We start from the raw sequence: 14,376 nt of genomic DNA on the forward strand, positions 1-14,376 counted from the left end.
CTGCCTATCTTTTTTTACCACACATTGGCTCAATCCTCACCACCTCTGGGTTTCAGGCTGGTTGTTACCCCCCCAGCCAAATTATAGGTAAGGTTTTTACTAAAAAACCTACCCAAATTGCAAAAATTGCCAAAACATAACGTTGGTAATAAATACATCCTATTAAAACGATCAATGTATTCGCAAGAAGAACGTCAAGGTGCGCATTAGCTATTTGCTCGTTCAATAGCATGGGATTGACTAAATAGGCCAGTGTTATGAGGTTACGGTTTTCAGCATTTGTTAGCAACCGCCAAATTAAGTAGCCATTGAGCGCCTGTACCAACACGCAGATTATTTTAAAAATATAAACTGCTAGTAAAGGGCTAATTGATCCCCCAAGTGCTGATAGGGCAAAAAAGAATAAAGAAACGGGGCCGTAGGTAGAAGTTTGCCCCCAGTGGAGGAAGGGAGATACGTTAGAAATTAAGGTATCGGGATTATTCAGATAAGGATTAATTTTATGTAAGCTCATCGTTCCGTAATGCAAGTACATATAAATGTCACTGCTTTGGGAATAAGCTATGAGGGCAAGTGCCAGAAAGGGGATTGCATACTTGCAAATGTCTAGAAAGCTGGAACAGGGCGTTTTTTTTTGAATTAACCAGATAATATATGTAAATGTTGCTATCAAGTAGGAACCGTTAATTAGAACTCGGATGAGGCTGAAACCGCTGGTAGGGAAATCGTTATAGTTGTCTCCACCCTGTAAAACGCTGTAATACTTGCTGATTCCCATTGATGTCATGGCAATACAGAAAATTATGGAAGCTGCTAATGCAGCAGCATATAGAATTTTCTGATTTTTTAAGTAATTGTTGACCATGATGTTATTTATTCAGCGTGGTAAGTGCAGGTAATTTTCTTGCCCAGAGCGTTGACGCTTATCTGACTAAATGGTGTTCCATCGCAAAGCGAACGAGTTCTGCTCGGTTGTTGCTGTCAGTTTTTCTGAACAAGCTGCTGACGTGCTTTTCGACAGTTCGAGGGCTGAGGTGGAGTCGGGAGCCTATTTGAATATTAGAAAGACCTTCTGTCAGCAAATCTAGCACTTCTCGCTCTCGCTGGGTCAAACTCGGGGCATTTTGGCTTGGAGATGCCCGTGAAGCGGAGCTATCCCGTAGGGAATCGCTGGTGTTTGACTTTTGAGTTAAAAAATCTTCTTCTGGCTGGTCATTGGCTCTGCTGCGTGCCCCTGTTGGCGTCGGTTCTGGTTCCGGGGAACGAGAGGGTGCCTGAGCGATGAGAGCGTAGCGATCGAGCAAAGAGCGAATAACCGCCCCCAATTCCTGGAGTTCAAAAGGCTTAGCCAGATAATTGTCGCACCCCATCTGATAGCCGCGAATCCGTTCCTGCGTGCTCGTGCGTTCCGTCAAAAATATCACCGGCAGCAAGCGGAAAGCGGGACGAGTCCGAACTCGGCGCACGAATTCGTAGCCATCCATCTCGGGCATTGTAATGTCGGTAACAATCAAGTGGGGCTGAAATTCATCTACCAAACCTAAAGCTTCTTTGCCGTTCTCAGCAGGGATTACAGAGTATCCGCAGGTAATTTCCAGATAATCGGTAATTGACAAGCGAGTCGCGAAATCGTCGTCAGCAACCAGAATAGTTAATGGCATGGGGGAATTAAAAATTAAACATTAAAAGTGACTAATTTCACTTTTAATGTTTAATTCTACTGTTTAATTCTCTTGATAACTTGCAGTTAAAGTAGCCGGTTGTCCTAATTTGCCCTCCAAAGCTACGCCGCGCCCGTTGGCTGCCAAATGCCGCAGAGTTTTGTAAATTGTCTCGATTTGCTCTGGTCTTCCTGCTTTTTTGGCTAGTTCTTCTAGAGACAGAGGTGTTTGAGCGTCTTTGAGCACTTGCAGTACCCGCTGCTGTAAGTCCAATACAGCAGCGGCAGCTTTTTTGCCTGCTTCGACGCCCGGCTGATGATAGGCATTGACATTCACCAAGGAACCGTAAAAACCTACGGCTCTTTCGTAGAGGGCGATTAATGCTCCTACTGTCTCCGGGTTGACTTTGGGAATTGTGACAGTAATGGAATCTCGGTGATTTTCGTACAAAGCTTGTCGAGTTCCCTGCAACAAACCAGACAAATAATCTCCCGAAGTGACGCCGGTTTCTACTTCTGGGGAAATGCCATGCCTGTCTTCCAAAACTTCGATAAATGTTAGGAAGAAATTCGGCACGCCGTCTCGCAGTTGCTGGACGTAGGCGTGTTGGTCGGTGCTGCCTTTGTTGCCGTAAACTGCGATACCTTGATGAACTGTATTGCCGTCTAAATCTTCCTGTTTACCTAGAGATTCCATGACTAATTGCTGCAAGTAGCGGCTGAACAATAGCAGTGAATCTTTATACGGCAAAACTACCATATCTTTTTCACCGCGTCCGTTGCAAGCAAAATACCAGGACATTGCTAACAAGGCAGCGGGATTATGTGTGATTTCGGTGGTTCTAGTAGCTTCGTCCATGACTTTAGCGCCGTCGAGCATCGCCCGAATGTCGATGCCTTGCAAAGCTGCGGGCAAAAGTCCAACTGCTGACAATTCGGAAGTGCGTCCTCCCACCCAGTCGGCCATCGGGAAGCTGCCAATCCAGCCTTCGGATTTGGCTAATTTGTCTAGTTTGCTGTCTGTTCCAGTGATGGCAACTGCCTGTTTGGCGAAGTCGAGTTTTTGGGCGGCGAAGGCTTTTTGAACTTCAATCATGCCGTTGCGGGGTTCGGGGGTGCCGCCGGATTTGGAGATAGTAATTACTAGGGTGCTGACGAGTTTGTCTTTGATTTTGTTGAGGATTCGATCGATCCCAGCCGGATCTGTGTTGTCGATAAAATGTATTGCTAGGGGCGGAATGTCTGGGGATAAAGCTTCGGAAACAAATTGGGGGCCGAGGGCGGAACCGCCGATGCCGATCGAAATTATGTCGGTAAATTGCGGAGCAAAGGGCGGTTTAATATCGCGGTTTTGAACTTTCTTGACAAATTCTTCGACTTGTGCTATGCCTTCGACTATTTCTTGTTTTAATTCTGGAGTGGGAGCTAAATCGGGGTTTCGCAGCCAGTAGTGGCCCACCATCCGGTTTTCGTCGGGATTGGCGATCGCACCTGCTTCCAAAGCTGCCATGTCTTTGAAAGCTTTGTCAAATTTGGGCTTCAGTGCTGCTGCGAAAGCGTCGTCGAATCCCATGCGGCTGATATCGAGGTAAAGTCCCAATCCCTCGTGATAGTAAAGCCAGTCTTGATAGCGTTGCCAGAGTGCTGCGGCGTCCATAGGAATTCTCTACAATTTTTTTAATGTTCGATCGGCGTCGTCAGGAATCCACCAATTGTAGTTTAAAACGATCTGATGTACGGCTTTTGCACAATCCCAATAAATTTAACCATTAGTCCTCTGAAGATAGCCGGAGCCGAAGGCCGGCAAAGCATTCGGCAGAATTAAACAATAAAAATATGACTTGGGCAACACTCTTAGTAGGTAGATCCCTCATTAATGGTCACACCCCGTAGATAGATCGAAGCGGCACAGAGATTTAACTGTGGTCGGCGTTGGCGTTTGGGCCCTGGTTTCACAATATTCAAATTAGGGCGATCGGGATGTGTAAAATAGGCATTGCGGTCAGGTTAAATATACTTTTAGCTGTCACTCAATAATCGGCTAAAAATATAATTAACAACTGTCAACTATCTGAAGTGTAGTATAATATACAGATATTATAATTAAAGTGCGATCGACTATGCTTGCTCTATCTCCAGAATTAAAAGAAAGGTTAGCAACTCCGCTCAAAATCGGCGATTTTGAAGTTAAAAGCCGCGTCCTGCAATCGCCCTTATCCGGCGTTACCGATTTGGTATTTCGCCGCCTAGTCCGCCGCTACGCGCCGGATTCGATGATGTACACGGAAATGGTGAACGCTACGGGTTTGCACTACGTGAAGCAACTGCCGAGAATTATGGAAGTTGACCCGAACGAGCGCCCGATTAGCATTCAATTGTTTGACTGCCGGCCGGATTTCTTGGCAGAAGCGGCCCAGAAAGCAGTGGCCGAAGGAGCCGATACTGTTGATATTAATATGGGCTGTCCGGTTAACAAAATTACTAAAAACGGCGGCGGTTCTTCCCTGCTGCGAGATCCGGAAACGGCCGAGGCAATTGTGCGGGCTGTTGTGGAAGCGGTAGATGTTCCTGTCACGGTTAAAACTAGGATTGGTTGGACTGACAAAGAAATTAATATTTTGGAATTTGCGAAGCGGATGGAAGATGCGGGAGCAAAAATGATTACCGTGCACGGCCGCACTCGATCGCAAGGTTACACGGGGCCGGCAAAATGGGAGTGGATTCGCCGAGTGAAAGAAGTTTTATCGATTCCAGTTATTGCTAACGGGGATATTTTTTCAGTGGAAGCAGCGATGCGATGTCTGGAAGAAACCGGCGCAGATGGAGTGATGTGTTCGCGGGGAACTTTGGGCTATCCTTTTTTGGTGGGAGAAGTTGATTATTTCTTGAAAACTGGTGTGGAAAAGATAGCTCCGACACCAATTGAACGCCTCGAATGTGCTAAGGAACATTTGCGGGCTTTGTGGGAATATAAAGGTGAAAGCGGTGTCTCCCAAGCGCGCAAGCACTTAACCTGGTATGCTAAGGGTTTCCCCGGCGCTGGGGAATTGCGGGGCGTGTTGGCTGTGGTAGAAACGGTTCAACAAGGTTGCGATTCGATCGATCGCGCGATCGAGCAATTGCCCGCATAAACCTTACCCGCAGATGTCAATTAGGGATTATAAAAACAAAACCCACCTCTGCGGGCTAAGATTTAAGACACCATTAAAAATTTGTGTGTGGGGGAAAGCATGGATTCATTAAAAGGGCGAGATTTATTAAGTCTGGCAGATTTAAGCATAGATGAATTAAATTATTTGCTGGATCTAGCAGCCAGTTTAAAATCGGGAATGGTCAAGCTGAAACGCAATAAAGTTCTCGGCTTGTTATTTTCCAAAGCTTCAACGCGAACGCGGGTAAGTTTTACAGTGGCAATGTATAAATTGGGAGGGCAAGTGATTGACCTCAATCCCAACGTTACACAAGTCAGCCGCGGTGAACCTTTGGTAGATACAGCCCGGGTTTTAGACAGATATTTAGACATTTTGGCGATTCGGACGTTCGAGCAAAAGGATTTAGCAACTTTTGCTAACTATGCCAAAATTCCTGTGATTAATGCACTGACAGATGACGAACACCCATGTCAAGTGCTGGCGGATTTAATGACAGTAAAAGAGTGTTTTGGCAAGTTGGAAGGGGTGACTTTGACTTATTTGGGCGATGGCAATAATATGGCAAATTCGCTGATGTTGGGCTGTGCAATGACGGGAATGAATGTAAGAATTGCTTGCCCTCAAGATTTCCAGCCCAATGCTGAGATAGTGGAAAAGGCTAAGAATATTGCTAATGGAAAAACAGAAGTTACTGTGACGGCGGACGCAGAAGCTGCTGTGAAGAATGCTCAAGTGATTTATACTGATGTTTGGGCGAGTATGGGACAGGAAGAGGAAGCAAAAATCAGGATTCCTTTGTTTGAACCCTATCAGGTAAATGAACAATTGCTGAAGTTAGCAGATAAGAATGCAATTGTATTGCACTGTTTGCCCGCACACCGGGATGAAGAGATTACGGATGACGTGATTGAGGGCAGTCAATCGCGCGTTTGGGATCAAGCAGAAAATCGGATGCACGCTCAGCAAGCTTTGCTGGCAAGCATTCTGGAAAGCGATTAGGAATTAGTTAAAAATTAGTCTGTCGGGGGAGCAAATCGACCTGCTCGCTACTTTTTGCAGACCGCTTCCGTTATCATTTCAGTTGAACCAGGATTATTTGCAACCAGCCTGTAATTATCCGTTTCAACCATGATTAATTGCAATCTCTTAAGTAAAAGAAATGAATCACATCACTACGACAGACTTACTCGAAAATCTCAAATGGCGATATGCCACCAAACAGTTCGATCCAGCCAAAACAATTGCTCCAGAAATCTGGACAGCTTTAGAAGATGCGTTAGTGTTAACACCATCTTCTTATGGGCTTCAACCTTGGAAATTTCTGATTATTACCAGCTCGGAACTTAAAGAACAGCTCAAGCCCCTCTCCTGGAATCAGTCACAGGTTACTGATTGCTCTCATTATGTCGTGTTCGCGATTAAAAAGAATCTCACTGCCGAGGATGTCGATCGCTTTATGGCGCGCACTGTCGAGCTGCGGGGCGGGACCGTAGAGGCAATGGCAGGATATCGGAATCTAATCGTCAGTGACTTGGTGGATGGTGCCCGCAGTTTTAATATCAATCAATGGTCAACGCGCCAAACTTATATTGCACTGGGCAACTTTATGACCTGTGCTGCATTGCTTGGTGTTGACACCTGTCCAATGGAAGGAATTGAACCTGTCAATTACGATCGCCTGTTGGGTCTTTCTGCAAAAGGCTTTACTACCGTCGTAGCTTGTGCGGCTGGCTATCGCTCTGAAACAGATAAGTATGCTTCACTCGCAAAAGTAAGATTCCCTAAGTCAGAAATCTTAGAAACTTTATAGAACCCATTTGGTATCTTCTTGAGCGAACTATATGGTTTTGAGGGGATCGTTTTACCAGAGGATTTAATACCAGAGTCAGGACTTTAAGCTAACAGGCATCAAACCAGATACAACCTAGATACCTCAAAGGCTTGTGAGACAACAAAAAGATCCTAAATGGGTTCTATAAACCCGGGATACGCTGTAAGTCGATCGCAATAGCGCACCTCGGCGCACCCTAAAAAGATATTAAGAGGCTCCGAAATTCACTTTTGTGACTTCACCTGCGACAACATTAACAGTTTGTTGAATCTGACTGCTATCAACCTTTAACTGATAAGTTCCCGGAGAAAGCTCGATCGCCCCAAACCATCCTTTACCATCCGCGCGCAGTTGGCGCACTTTGCCAGCAGCATCGATCCACTGCAATGTCAAGCTCGCACCGTCGCAAGTTTGAGTACACTGCTGCAAATTTCCGGCGATCGCACCTGTAGTCGGCCGCGACTTCCAAGGCATATCGGGAACCGCTGCTGCTGTCGCCCACACAGGCTGAGTTTCATAGGTTTTACCCGTCGCAGCATCAACGTATTGACTCGGCACAGAAAGCGCGGTGTAAAACAAATCGTTGCTTTGGGGAACGTATTTCCAAGGCTGGCGGGGCAAATCACCGCTACCGCCCGATCGCAGTTCGACATTCGTGTACACGTTGCTGCTAGCGTAGGAATAGAGCACCGTACCTGCGACGTGATTTCCTTTCGCAGACGGCTGTTCGGCGCGACGAATCTGGCCTAGGGTGTCTTCGATGTAGTTGAGGTAATTGCCGGGGCCGATCGCAATTTGGCGGTTGTACTGGTGGTCTTTGGCGTACTCGATCCAGCGGTCATAAGCGAGTTTTTGCGATCGTTTGTACTCGCGCTGGTAAGTCATCGGCATCGCCATGTCTACGATCCCTTCTTCCAGCCAAGCGCGCCAATCCTGCAATACTTCTTTGTAAGGCTGCGTTTGATACCACCCTGCCTCGTTTGCTGGGCCGTCTCCCCAGGCGATCGTGGCCGCGGTAATTTTAACGCGCGGTTTAATCGCAAGGCTTTCTACATAAAGCTTCCGCACTAAATTTGTCACCTGTTCGCGCCGCCACTGCATCCACGCGGGATCGGTGGGTGCGGGTTTGCCCGATCGACCTGTTTGCTGATTGAAACGGGCGATCGCAGTCGGATTGTAGCCCCAAGTCGGCCCGCCGTAGCGCACATAATCCAACTGTACGCCGTCCACATCGTAGCGCTTCAGCAAGTCCAAATAGACGGAAACAGTATAATCTACTGCGTCTGGATGACCGGGATCGAGATAGCCTTGGGCTTCCCCACCGTAAGTCAGCATTGCCCAATTGTCGCTGCCGGGGGCCGAAGGCCCGTGTTGTTGCCAAACGTGACCGGCGGGAAGTTTGGTTCCCGAAACCACCGGCAGCGTCACCATCCAAGCGTGTACTTCAATGTCTGCGGCGTGGGCTTTGTCAATCAAATCTTGCAGGGGATCGAAACCCGCCGGAACGTTGGGATCGAGGGTGCGGGGTTCGATCGCACTTGTGTAAAAAGCATCGCCACGGCGGCGGACTTGGGCGACGATTGCGTTGGCATTTGCCCGCTGCGCGTCTGCGATCAATTTTGTGACTTCTTGAGGCGTTTTGAAGCCGGGGTTGAAGGCGTCCACCCAGAAGGCGCGAAATTCGGCGGTTTGGGTTTGTGGGGGCATAGTTGCGGTCGCCCGGAATGGGAAGTTGGAGAACCAACCAGGAGTCAGCAGAAAACTAATTGTTAAGCCAATCAGGAACAAGCTTGACAAAAAGAATGTTTTGGTATTTCGCATCAGAAATGTGTGAGAGAGCGTTTAACAGTCCTTTACGGACTTTTGCTTTGAGAGTCCGCTTGACATTTTCGCACAATGGTGAAAGTTTGGGCGAAAATACACTGAACTGGCGATCGCACTTTTTGAACAAATGATAGTACCGCACTTTCAAACCCTAGCCCTTCCGGGTAACAGCTACTCAACTGCAAGCAATTTACTCGATCGAGTAGATGGCTGGCGCCAAGAAGCAACCCGAAAGTTGCAGCAAAGCCAGAGAGGAGAAAAAGGACAATTTTTAACACCTGCCTCAGTCGCAAGTTTGATGGCGGGAATGTTTGAATTTAACTGTCCCGATATATCGCTTTTAGATGCCGGGGCTGGTATTGGTTCGCTGTTAGCAGCAGTTGTTTGCGAGCTTTGTCAGCGCCCAAACAAACCGCACAGCCTGCACGTTACAGCTTATGAAATTGACCTTATTTTGATTGAATACCTCAAGCAAACTTTAGAATTATGCAGTATTGAATGTCAGCGTCTTGGGATATCTTTTACCTGTGAGGTTCGCGAAATAGATTTTATTCAAGACAGCGCCGATATGTTGCAGCCCAATCTATTTACACAACCAGTAAAACGGGAATTTACCCATGCAATTATCAATCCTCCCTATGCCAAGATAGACGCTAAATCCCAACTCCGAAGCTTGTTACGTTCTATAGGAGTAGAAACCAGCAATCTCTACGCTGGGTTTACAGTTGCTGCTGCTCACCTGCTTAAACCAAACGGTGAATTAGTATCGATTACTCCCCGCAGCTTTTGCAACGGTTTATACTTTCGAGATTTCCGCAAAGTATTCCTTCAAATGATGGCTTTACGCCAAGTACACATCTTTGAATCCCGACAGTTGCCATTTCGCGATGATGCGGTGCTGCAAGAAACTATTATTGTGCGCGCCACCAAACAAATAGAACAGCCAGATACTGTACTAATTACCTCAAGCAGCAGTGTGGGCGATGACCTGGTTTTGTCTCACCAACTGCCCTATACCGCCCTAATTAATCCCCAAGACTCCGAGCAATTTATTCGGATTCTACCCGATTCTGTCAGCCAGAAAGTAGTCGAGCAAATAGCTCAATTTACTTGCAGCCTAGAGGAATTAGGCTTAACAGTTTCCACCGGAAAAGTTGTAGATTTTCGTGTTCGCTCTGACTTGCGGCTAAAACCTGAGAACGGTACAGTTCCGCTGATTTATCCCGCACACTTCTCGGCTGGCGGTGTTGAATATCCCACAGCAACGAGAAAGCATCAAGCTTTAGCTGTCACGGAAAAAACGGCTGCACTCCTCGTACCTAACGAACATTATGTTTTGAGCAAGCGCTTCTCGTCAAAGGAAGAGAAAAAGCGAATTGTTGCAGTAGTCTGGGATGCCAATAAAATTAATAGTTCTAGCGTTGGTTTTGAGAACCATTTGAATTACTTTCACCAACAGGGACGCGGATTAGACCTCACCCTGGCGCGGGGATTGGCCGTTTATCTAAATTCGAGCTTGGTAGATGCGTTTTTCCGACTGTTCAACGGACACACTCAAGTTAATGCTACGGATTTACGCAATTTGAAGTATCCTAATCTAGAGCAATTACTTTTACTTGGCGCTCAAATAGGAGAAATATTTCCTACACAGCGGGAGATTGATCAACTTGTCGAGAGACAACTGCTGAAGGCGACTAATCCGTTAGAAAATAGCCCAATGACAATCAAGAACCGTATTGATGAATCTCTAGAAATACTTGCAGCGCTGGGTTTTCCAAAAGGTCAGCTTAACGAACGTTCAGCCTTAACCCTTCTGGCTTTGCTTGACCTCAAGCCAAAGGATGCTTGGGGATCGGCGAAATCTCCACTTCGGGGAATCACACCAATTATGGAATTTATGGAGCAGGAGTACAGTAAAAAATATGCACCAAATACGCGGGAAACTGTGCGTCGCCAGACTGTGCATCAGTTTCTAGATGCAGGTTTAATTGTGGTTAATCCTGACAGTCCCGAACGTCCGGTAAATAGTCCAAAAACTGCATATCAGATAGAAGAAAGTGCTTTGGAACTGCTGCGAACTTATGACACTTCTGACTGGGACAAGAATGTTCGCGCTTACCTCGCCTCCGTCGAAACGCTGCAAAAACGATATGCACAAGAGCGAGAAATGGCGCGGATTCCCATTACAATCGAAGGTCATAGAAAAACTCTTTCGCCCGGAGGTCATAACGTCTTAATATCAAAGATTGTCAGTGAGTTTGCTGAGCGCTTTACTCCGGCTGGCAGACTGCTTTATGTCGGAGATACCGATGAGAAGTTTGCTCATTTCAATGAAGGATCGCTAACTGCATTAGGCGTTACAGTGGATGCTCACGGTAAGATGCCAGATGTAATTGTTCACTTCACTGAAAAAAACTGGTTGGTGTTGATTGAAGCTGTTACTTCTCACGGCCCGATTAATCCAAAACGCAAAACAGAGCTTGAGAATCTTTTTAGAAGTTCGACAGTACCTCTGGTGATGGTGACAGCTTTCCTCAGCCGCAAAGCAATGGCAGAATATCTGTCTGATATTTCCTGGGAAACTGATGTCTGGGTAGCAGAAGACGCTACTCACCTGGTTCATTTTAACGGACAACATCTTTTGCAGGCTTATTCCAAAAATGAAAATATTTGTGAGCCATAATGATGCTAAAATACACTATTTATATGGCTGCCGCTGGCATCGGAATGACATATACTGTGATGCAAGCGGTTTAATTGACCGGAATTGTCGATCGCACTCAGTAAATCAAATAAGTAACTAGCCAAAATATCTTTGCAATGGAAAAAAAGCATAACGCTGGATTGTGGGTATCCGTATTGTACTTCGCTCAAGGTCTGCCTTACACCGTCGTTAATTTAATGTCAGTGATTTTTTTGAAAGGTATGGGAACCAGCAACGAACTCATCGGCTTGACAAGTCTTTTGTCTTTTCCTTGGGTTTTAAAAGGTTTGTGGGGACCAGTTGTTGATTTGTATTCCACGAAACGCAAATGGATTTTAACAACCGAAATCATTTGTGCTTTCCTGTTTGCTTTCCTAGCTTTTGGCGTATTAACGCCGGCACCGATTATTATATCGCTTGTTATCTTTACGGCGATCGCCTTTGTGTCAGCTACTCACGACATCGCCATTGACGGATTTTATTTAAACACTCTCAATAAAGACCAGCAAGCCTTGTTTGTCGGGGTTCGCAACACCGCTTATAGAGGTGCTGTCATTGCCGGTAGCGGTGTATTGGTGTTCTTAGCCGGGAAACTGGCCGAACAGCATTTAGTCACCGGAAGTACAGGCGACACCAAAATATATCAAAACATTCCACTGTCACTTTTCGGTTCGGATTTTAGCGTGTCTGCGCTTAACTACGGATGGGCGACAGCCTTTGGCATTTGTGCGATTATGTTTGTGCTGATATATCTCTTTCAGCGGTGGTATCTTCCCTATCCTAGAAATTACGATTTAGAATCCGGCGCCCCCCAACAAACAACAAGCTTTATCGAAGCATTTAAAACTTATTTTCAGCAAGATAAAATTGGTTGGATTGTGACTTATGTCTTAATTTTTCGCTTGGGCGATGCCTTGACGTTTAAAATGGCCCCGCCATTTTTAATGGATAAATTGGAGAAAGGAGGATTAGCAGTTTCTACATCGGACATGGGTCTGTTATCGGGTACGATCGGGGTAATTTTTCTGTTAATAGGAGGGTTACTGGGCGGCTATTTGATTGCTAAACAAGGATTGAAAAAATGGATGTGGCCGACGGCAATTCTGCAAAATTCAACTAACGTGCTGTATTGGCTGTTGGCCATCAATCAACCGGGGATTGAATGGGCTTATGCTGTAAATTCGATCGAGCAATTTACTTACGGACTTGGCGTAGCTGCCTATACAGTGTTCTTGATGCGGACTGTCCGCCCTGAATACGAAGCATCTCACTATGCAATTACAACGGCTTTTATGGCTGCAGGAGTGCTGATTCCGGGCGTTTTTAGCGGCTACTTGCAGACGAATCTCGGCTATCAAAATTATTTTTTGATGAGCGCGCTGGCTGTGATTCCCGGTATGCTAACCATTTTCTTTCTGCCCCTAGAAGATGAGAAAAAATTAGCATCCATGCCCAGGCCTGGACTGGACGATTTCGATTAATATCAAGTCTAGTCGTTATAACTATAAGATTCGGGTGGGGGTGGGTTTAGCAATATCTGCACTACTTTTTCGATATTCAGCCGAACCTGCCCCTACAGGAATATGGATGTTTTTAATCGCTAACTCGTATAAATTGTGCGTGCCTTCATAAGATAAAATAAGGACACAACAATGTTGTGTCCCTACGGAATATCTGTATTGCCAGCGCCCAACTAAATCGCAATAAAATCAGTGGCTGTTAGCGGACTACTTAGAATGCTAGGAATACTGGCAAGAAATTCGCCGTTACGGGCAATTTCAATCGTCGTTGAAAAATCGCCTTCAGTAACTATCAGTTGGTTGAAGCTCAAACCTCCGCTCAAACCGATTAAATCTTGACCCTTTTGAAAGTCTACAAGTGTATCTGTACCCCCACCTACTCCTAACACCAATACGTCGCGTCCAGCGCCACCAATTAAGAGATCTGTACCCCCTGCGCCAATGAGCGTATCGTCTCCTTCCCCCCCGGTCAAATTGTCATCCCCTTTGCCACCTAATAGCTGGTCGTTGCCGATGCCACCGCTGATAATATCGTTGCCTTTGTTGCCGCTGAGAGTGTCGTTTCCCCCATTGCCAGTGAGAATATCGTCCCCTGCAAAACCTGATGCTGTATTGTTGGCATCGTCCCCTACTAATTGGTTAGTTTGGGATGGATCTAGAGCAGTTTGGACTGCCACAACGTTTCCTAAAAAGGAGGTTCCCGGAGCGGTTCTTAATTGCTCTAAGCTGCTGCGGGATTCCAGCGCTGTTCCCAAGGCCGGCAGTGCAAAGTCTAAGGCAGCTAACAGCTCTAAATAATCTGAATCTGTGAAAGTGAAATCAGGGCGGTTCAACTGGTCTACAGAGATTTCTGTCTGAGTTAAACCGGGAGGAGGAGAAGTTAACAAACCCCTTTGGTTGTGCTTGTTTAAGACAAGCAGCGGGTCAATAATCGGGTTAGTAAATGTTTGCAAAACTACTTTTCCAGGGAGAAAAGCTTCTCCTTCCAAACTAACAAAATCGCCGCTAACTATGTAGTGAGTTACATTTTTTCCGGCACCGACTTTCTGCTTGAATGTATTGACAGTGTTCTGATCAACTCCGGGAGAATTGAAGGTGACAACATCTCCGATAGTAGATGTAAATTCGGTGGCGGCTAGTTGCGTTATGGCGCCGCCCAAGCTGTGTCCCAGAAGGTCTGGTGGCAAGCGGCTGGGGTTTTTTGCTGTATCTTGACTGATTTGTGTCAGCCAATTTCCTAAGGCTTGTTTGTTGGCTTCAAATTGGTTGAAACCGGCGCCGCGCTGGTCTGCGTTGGCAAGATCGTCTACGGGCGAGTCGGTGCCCCGAACTACCAAAACGGGCGGTTTGTCTGGGGTGGTGGAAATTAAGCCGATCGCGTGAAATCCAGTCGCGGGATCGTCAAAAGTGCGATCGATTTGGTAGCCAGCAGCGCTCAAACCTGTTTGAACTAAGGTTTGAGACTGGGGGTTGTTATCTATGTAAACAAGTTGCTTGGCTATAGTTTCGTAAGCGGCGGGGGATGAGGGCATATTTTTTTATTTCCTGTCGTTTGATGGGGAATTAGTTTTTCAGCTACTTAACTAAGTTTACAATAAACTTCGTTTATTAACCATATTTATTGGTCAGTTTTAGTGGCTTTTTAGGGACAATTCAAGCGCCATTTTTTTGTTACAAACAACAAT

The 14,376-nt window shown here is 46.2% G+C and carries 10 protein-coding genes; 5 read left to right on the forward strand and 5 right to left on the reverse strand.

What is annotated here, in order from left to right:
- Positions 1-64: 64 nt before the first annotated feature.
- From QUA47_RS09520 to QUA47_RS09530, 3 genes are all read right to left on the reverse strand, one after another.
- Entirely contained in the window at positions 65-865 is an 801-nt protein-coding gene (locus tag QUA47_RS09520) for a hypothetical protein (RefSeq protein WP_333430572.1), read from the reverse strand.
- A 58-nt stretch (positions 866-923) separates the two neighbouring features.
- Positions 924-1,661, reverse strand: coding sequence for a response regulator transcription factor (locus tag QUA47_RS09525; protein ID WP_333430573.1), 738 nt, complete (start codon positions 1,659-1,661; stop codon positions 924-926).
- Between the two features lie 63 nt (positions 1,662-1,724).
- A complete protein-coding gene (locus QUA47_RS09530; RefSeq protein ID WP_333430574.1) occupies positions 1,725-3,317 on the reverse strand; it encodes a glucose-6-phosphate isomerase in 1,593 nt (530 codons plus the stop codon).
- Between the two features lie 463 nt (positions 3,318-3,780).
- Here QUA47_RS09530 and dusB point away from each other — a divergent pair, with 463 nt between their 5' ends.
- The 3 genes from dusB (at position 3,781) to QUA47_RS09545 (ending at position 6,622) form a co-directional block, all read left to right on the forward strand.
- Positions 3,781-4,791, forward strand: coding sequence for a tRNA dihydrouridine synthase DusB (dusB, locus tag QUA47_RS09535; protein ID WP_333430575.1), 1,011 nt, complete (start codon positions 3,781-3,783; stop codon positions 4,789-4,791).
- A gap of 99 nt (positions 4,792-4,890) precedes the next feature.
- A complete protein-coding gene (gene argF / locus QUA47_RS09540; protein WP_333430576.1) occupies positions 4,891-5,811 on the forward strand; it encodes an ornithine carbamoyltransferase in 921 nt (306 codons plus the stop codon).
- A gap of 160 nt (positions 5,812-5,971) precedes the next feature.
- On the forward strand, positions 5,972-6,622 hold the full coding sequence (locus QUA47_RS09545; protein ID WP_333430577.1) for an NAD(P)H-dependent oxidoreductase: 651 nt from the start codon (positions 5,972-5,974) through the stop codon (positions 6,620-6,622).
- A gap of 228 nt (positions 6,623-6,850) precedes the next feature.
- Here the strand turns inward: QUA47_RS09545 and QUA47_RS09550 are convergent, their stop codons facing one another.
- Positions 6,851-8,350, reverse strand: coding sequence for a family 10 glycosylhydrolase (locus QUA47_RS09550; RefSeq protein ID WP_333430578.1), 1,500 nt, complete (start codon positions 8,348-8,350; stop codon positions 6,851-6,853).
- A 244-nt stretch (positions 8,351-8,594) separates the two neighbouring features.
- Between QUA47_RS09550 and QUA47_RS09555 the strand changes: the two genes are divergently transcribed.
- Positions 8,595-11,150: a BsuBI/PstI family type II restriction endonuclease gene (locus QUA47_RS09555; RefSeq protein WP_333430579.1), complete on the forward strand. Its 2,556-nt coding sequence runs from the start codon at positions 8,595-8,597 to the stop codon at positions 11,148-11,150.
- A gap of 137 nt (positions 11,151-11,287) precedes the next feature.
- Positions 11,288-12,652 carry an MFS transporter gene (locus tag QUA47_RS09560; protein WP_333430580.1) on the forward strand — a complete coding sequence of 455 codons (1,365 nt, stop codon included), beginning with the start codon at positions 11,288-11,290 and terminating at the stop codon, positions 12,650-12,652.
- A gap of 212 nt (positions 12,653-12,864) precedes the next feature.
- Here the strand turns inward: QUA47_RS09560 and QUA47_RS09565 are convergent, their stop codons facing one another.
- Positions 12,865-14,223, reverse strand: a complete 1,359-nt coding sequence (locus QUA47_RS09565) for a calcium-binding protein (protein ID WP_333430581.1) — start codon at positions 14,221-14,223, stop codon at positions 12,865-12,867.
- Between the last annotated feature and the right edge of the window lie 153 nt (positions 14,224-14,376).

The sequence above is a fragment of the Microcoleus sp. MON2_D5 genome (assembly GCF_036701905.1).
GTDB lineage: Bacteria > Cyanobacteriota > Cyanobacteriia > Cyanobacteriales > Microcoleaceae > Microcoleus.

Coding starts and splice junctions, on each gene's coding strand:
- QUA47_RS09520 (WP_333430572.1), bottom strand. CDS start 865: ATGGTCAACAATTACTTAAAAAATCAGAAAATTCTATATGCTGCTGCA.
- QUA47_RS09525 (WP_333430573.1), bottom strand. CDS start 1,661: ATGCCATTAACTATTCTGGTTGCTGACGACGATTTCGCGACTCGCTTG.
- QUA47_RS09530 (WP_333430574.1), bottom strand. CDS start 3,317: ATGGACGCCGCAGCACTCTGGCAACGCTATCAAGACTGGCTTTACTAT.
- dusB (WP_333430575.1), top strand. CDS start 3,781: ATGCTTGCTCTATCTCCAGAATTAAAAGAAAGGTTAGCAACTCCGCTC.
- argF (WP_333430576.1), top strand. CDS start 4,891: ATGGATTCATTAAAAGGGCGAGATTTATTAAGTCTGGCAGATTTAAGC.
- QUA47_RS09545 (WP_333430577.1), top strand. CDS start 5,972: ATGAATCACATCACTACGACAGACTTACTCGAAAATCTCAAATGGCGA.
- QUA47_RS09550 (WP_333430578.1), bottom strand. CDS start 8,350: ATGCCCCCACAAACCCAAACCGCCGAATTTCGCGCCTTCTGGGTGGAC.
- QUA47_RS09555 (WP_333430579.1), top strand. CDS start 8,595: ATGATAGTACCGCACTTTCAAACCCTAGCCCTTCCGGGTAACAGCTAC.
- QUA47_RS09560 (WP_333430580.1), top strand. CDS start 11,288: ATGGAAAAAAAGCATAACGCTGGATTGTGGGTATCCGTATTGTACTTC.
- QUA47_RS09565 (WP_333430581.1), bottom strand. CDS start 14,223: ATGCCCTCATCCCCCGCCGCTTACGAAACTATAGCCAAGCAACTTGTT.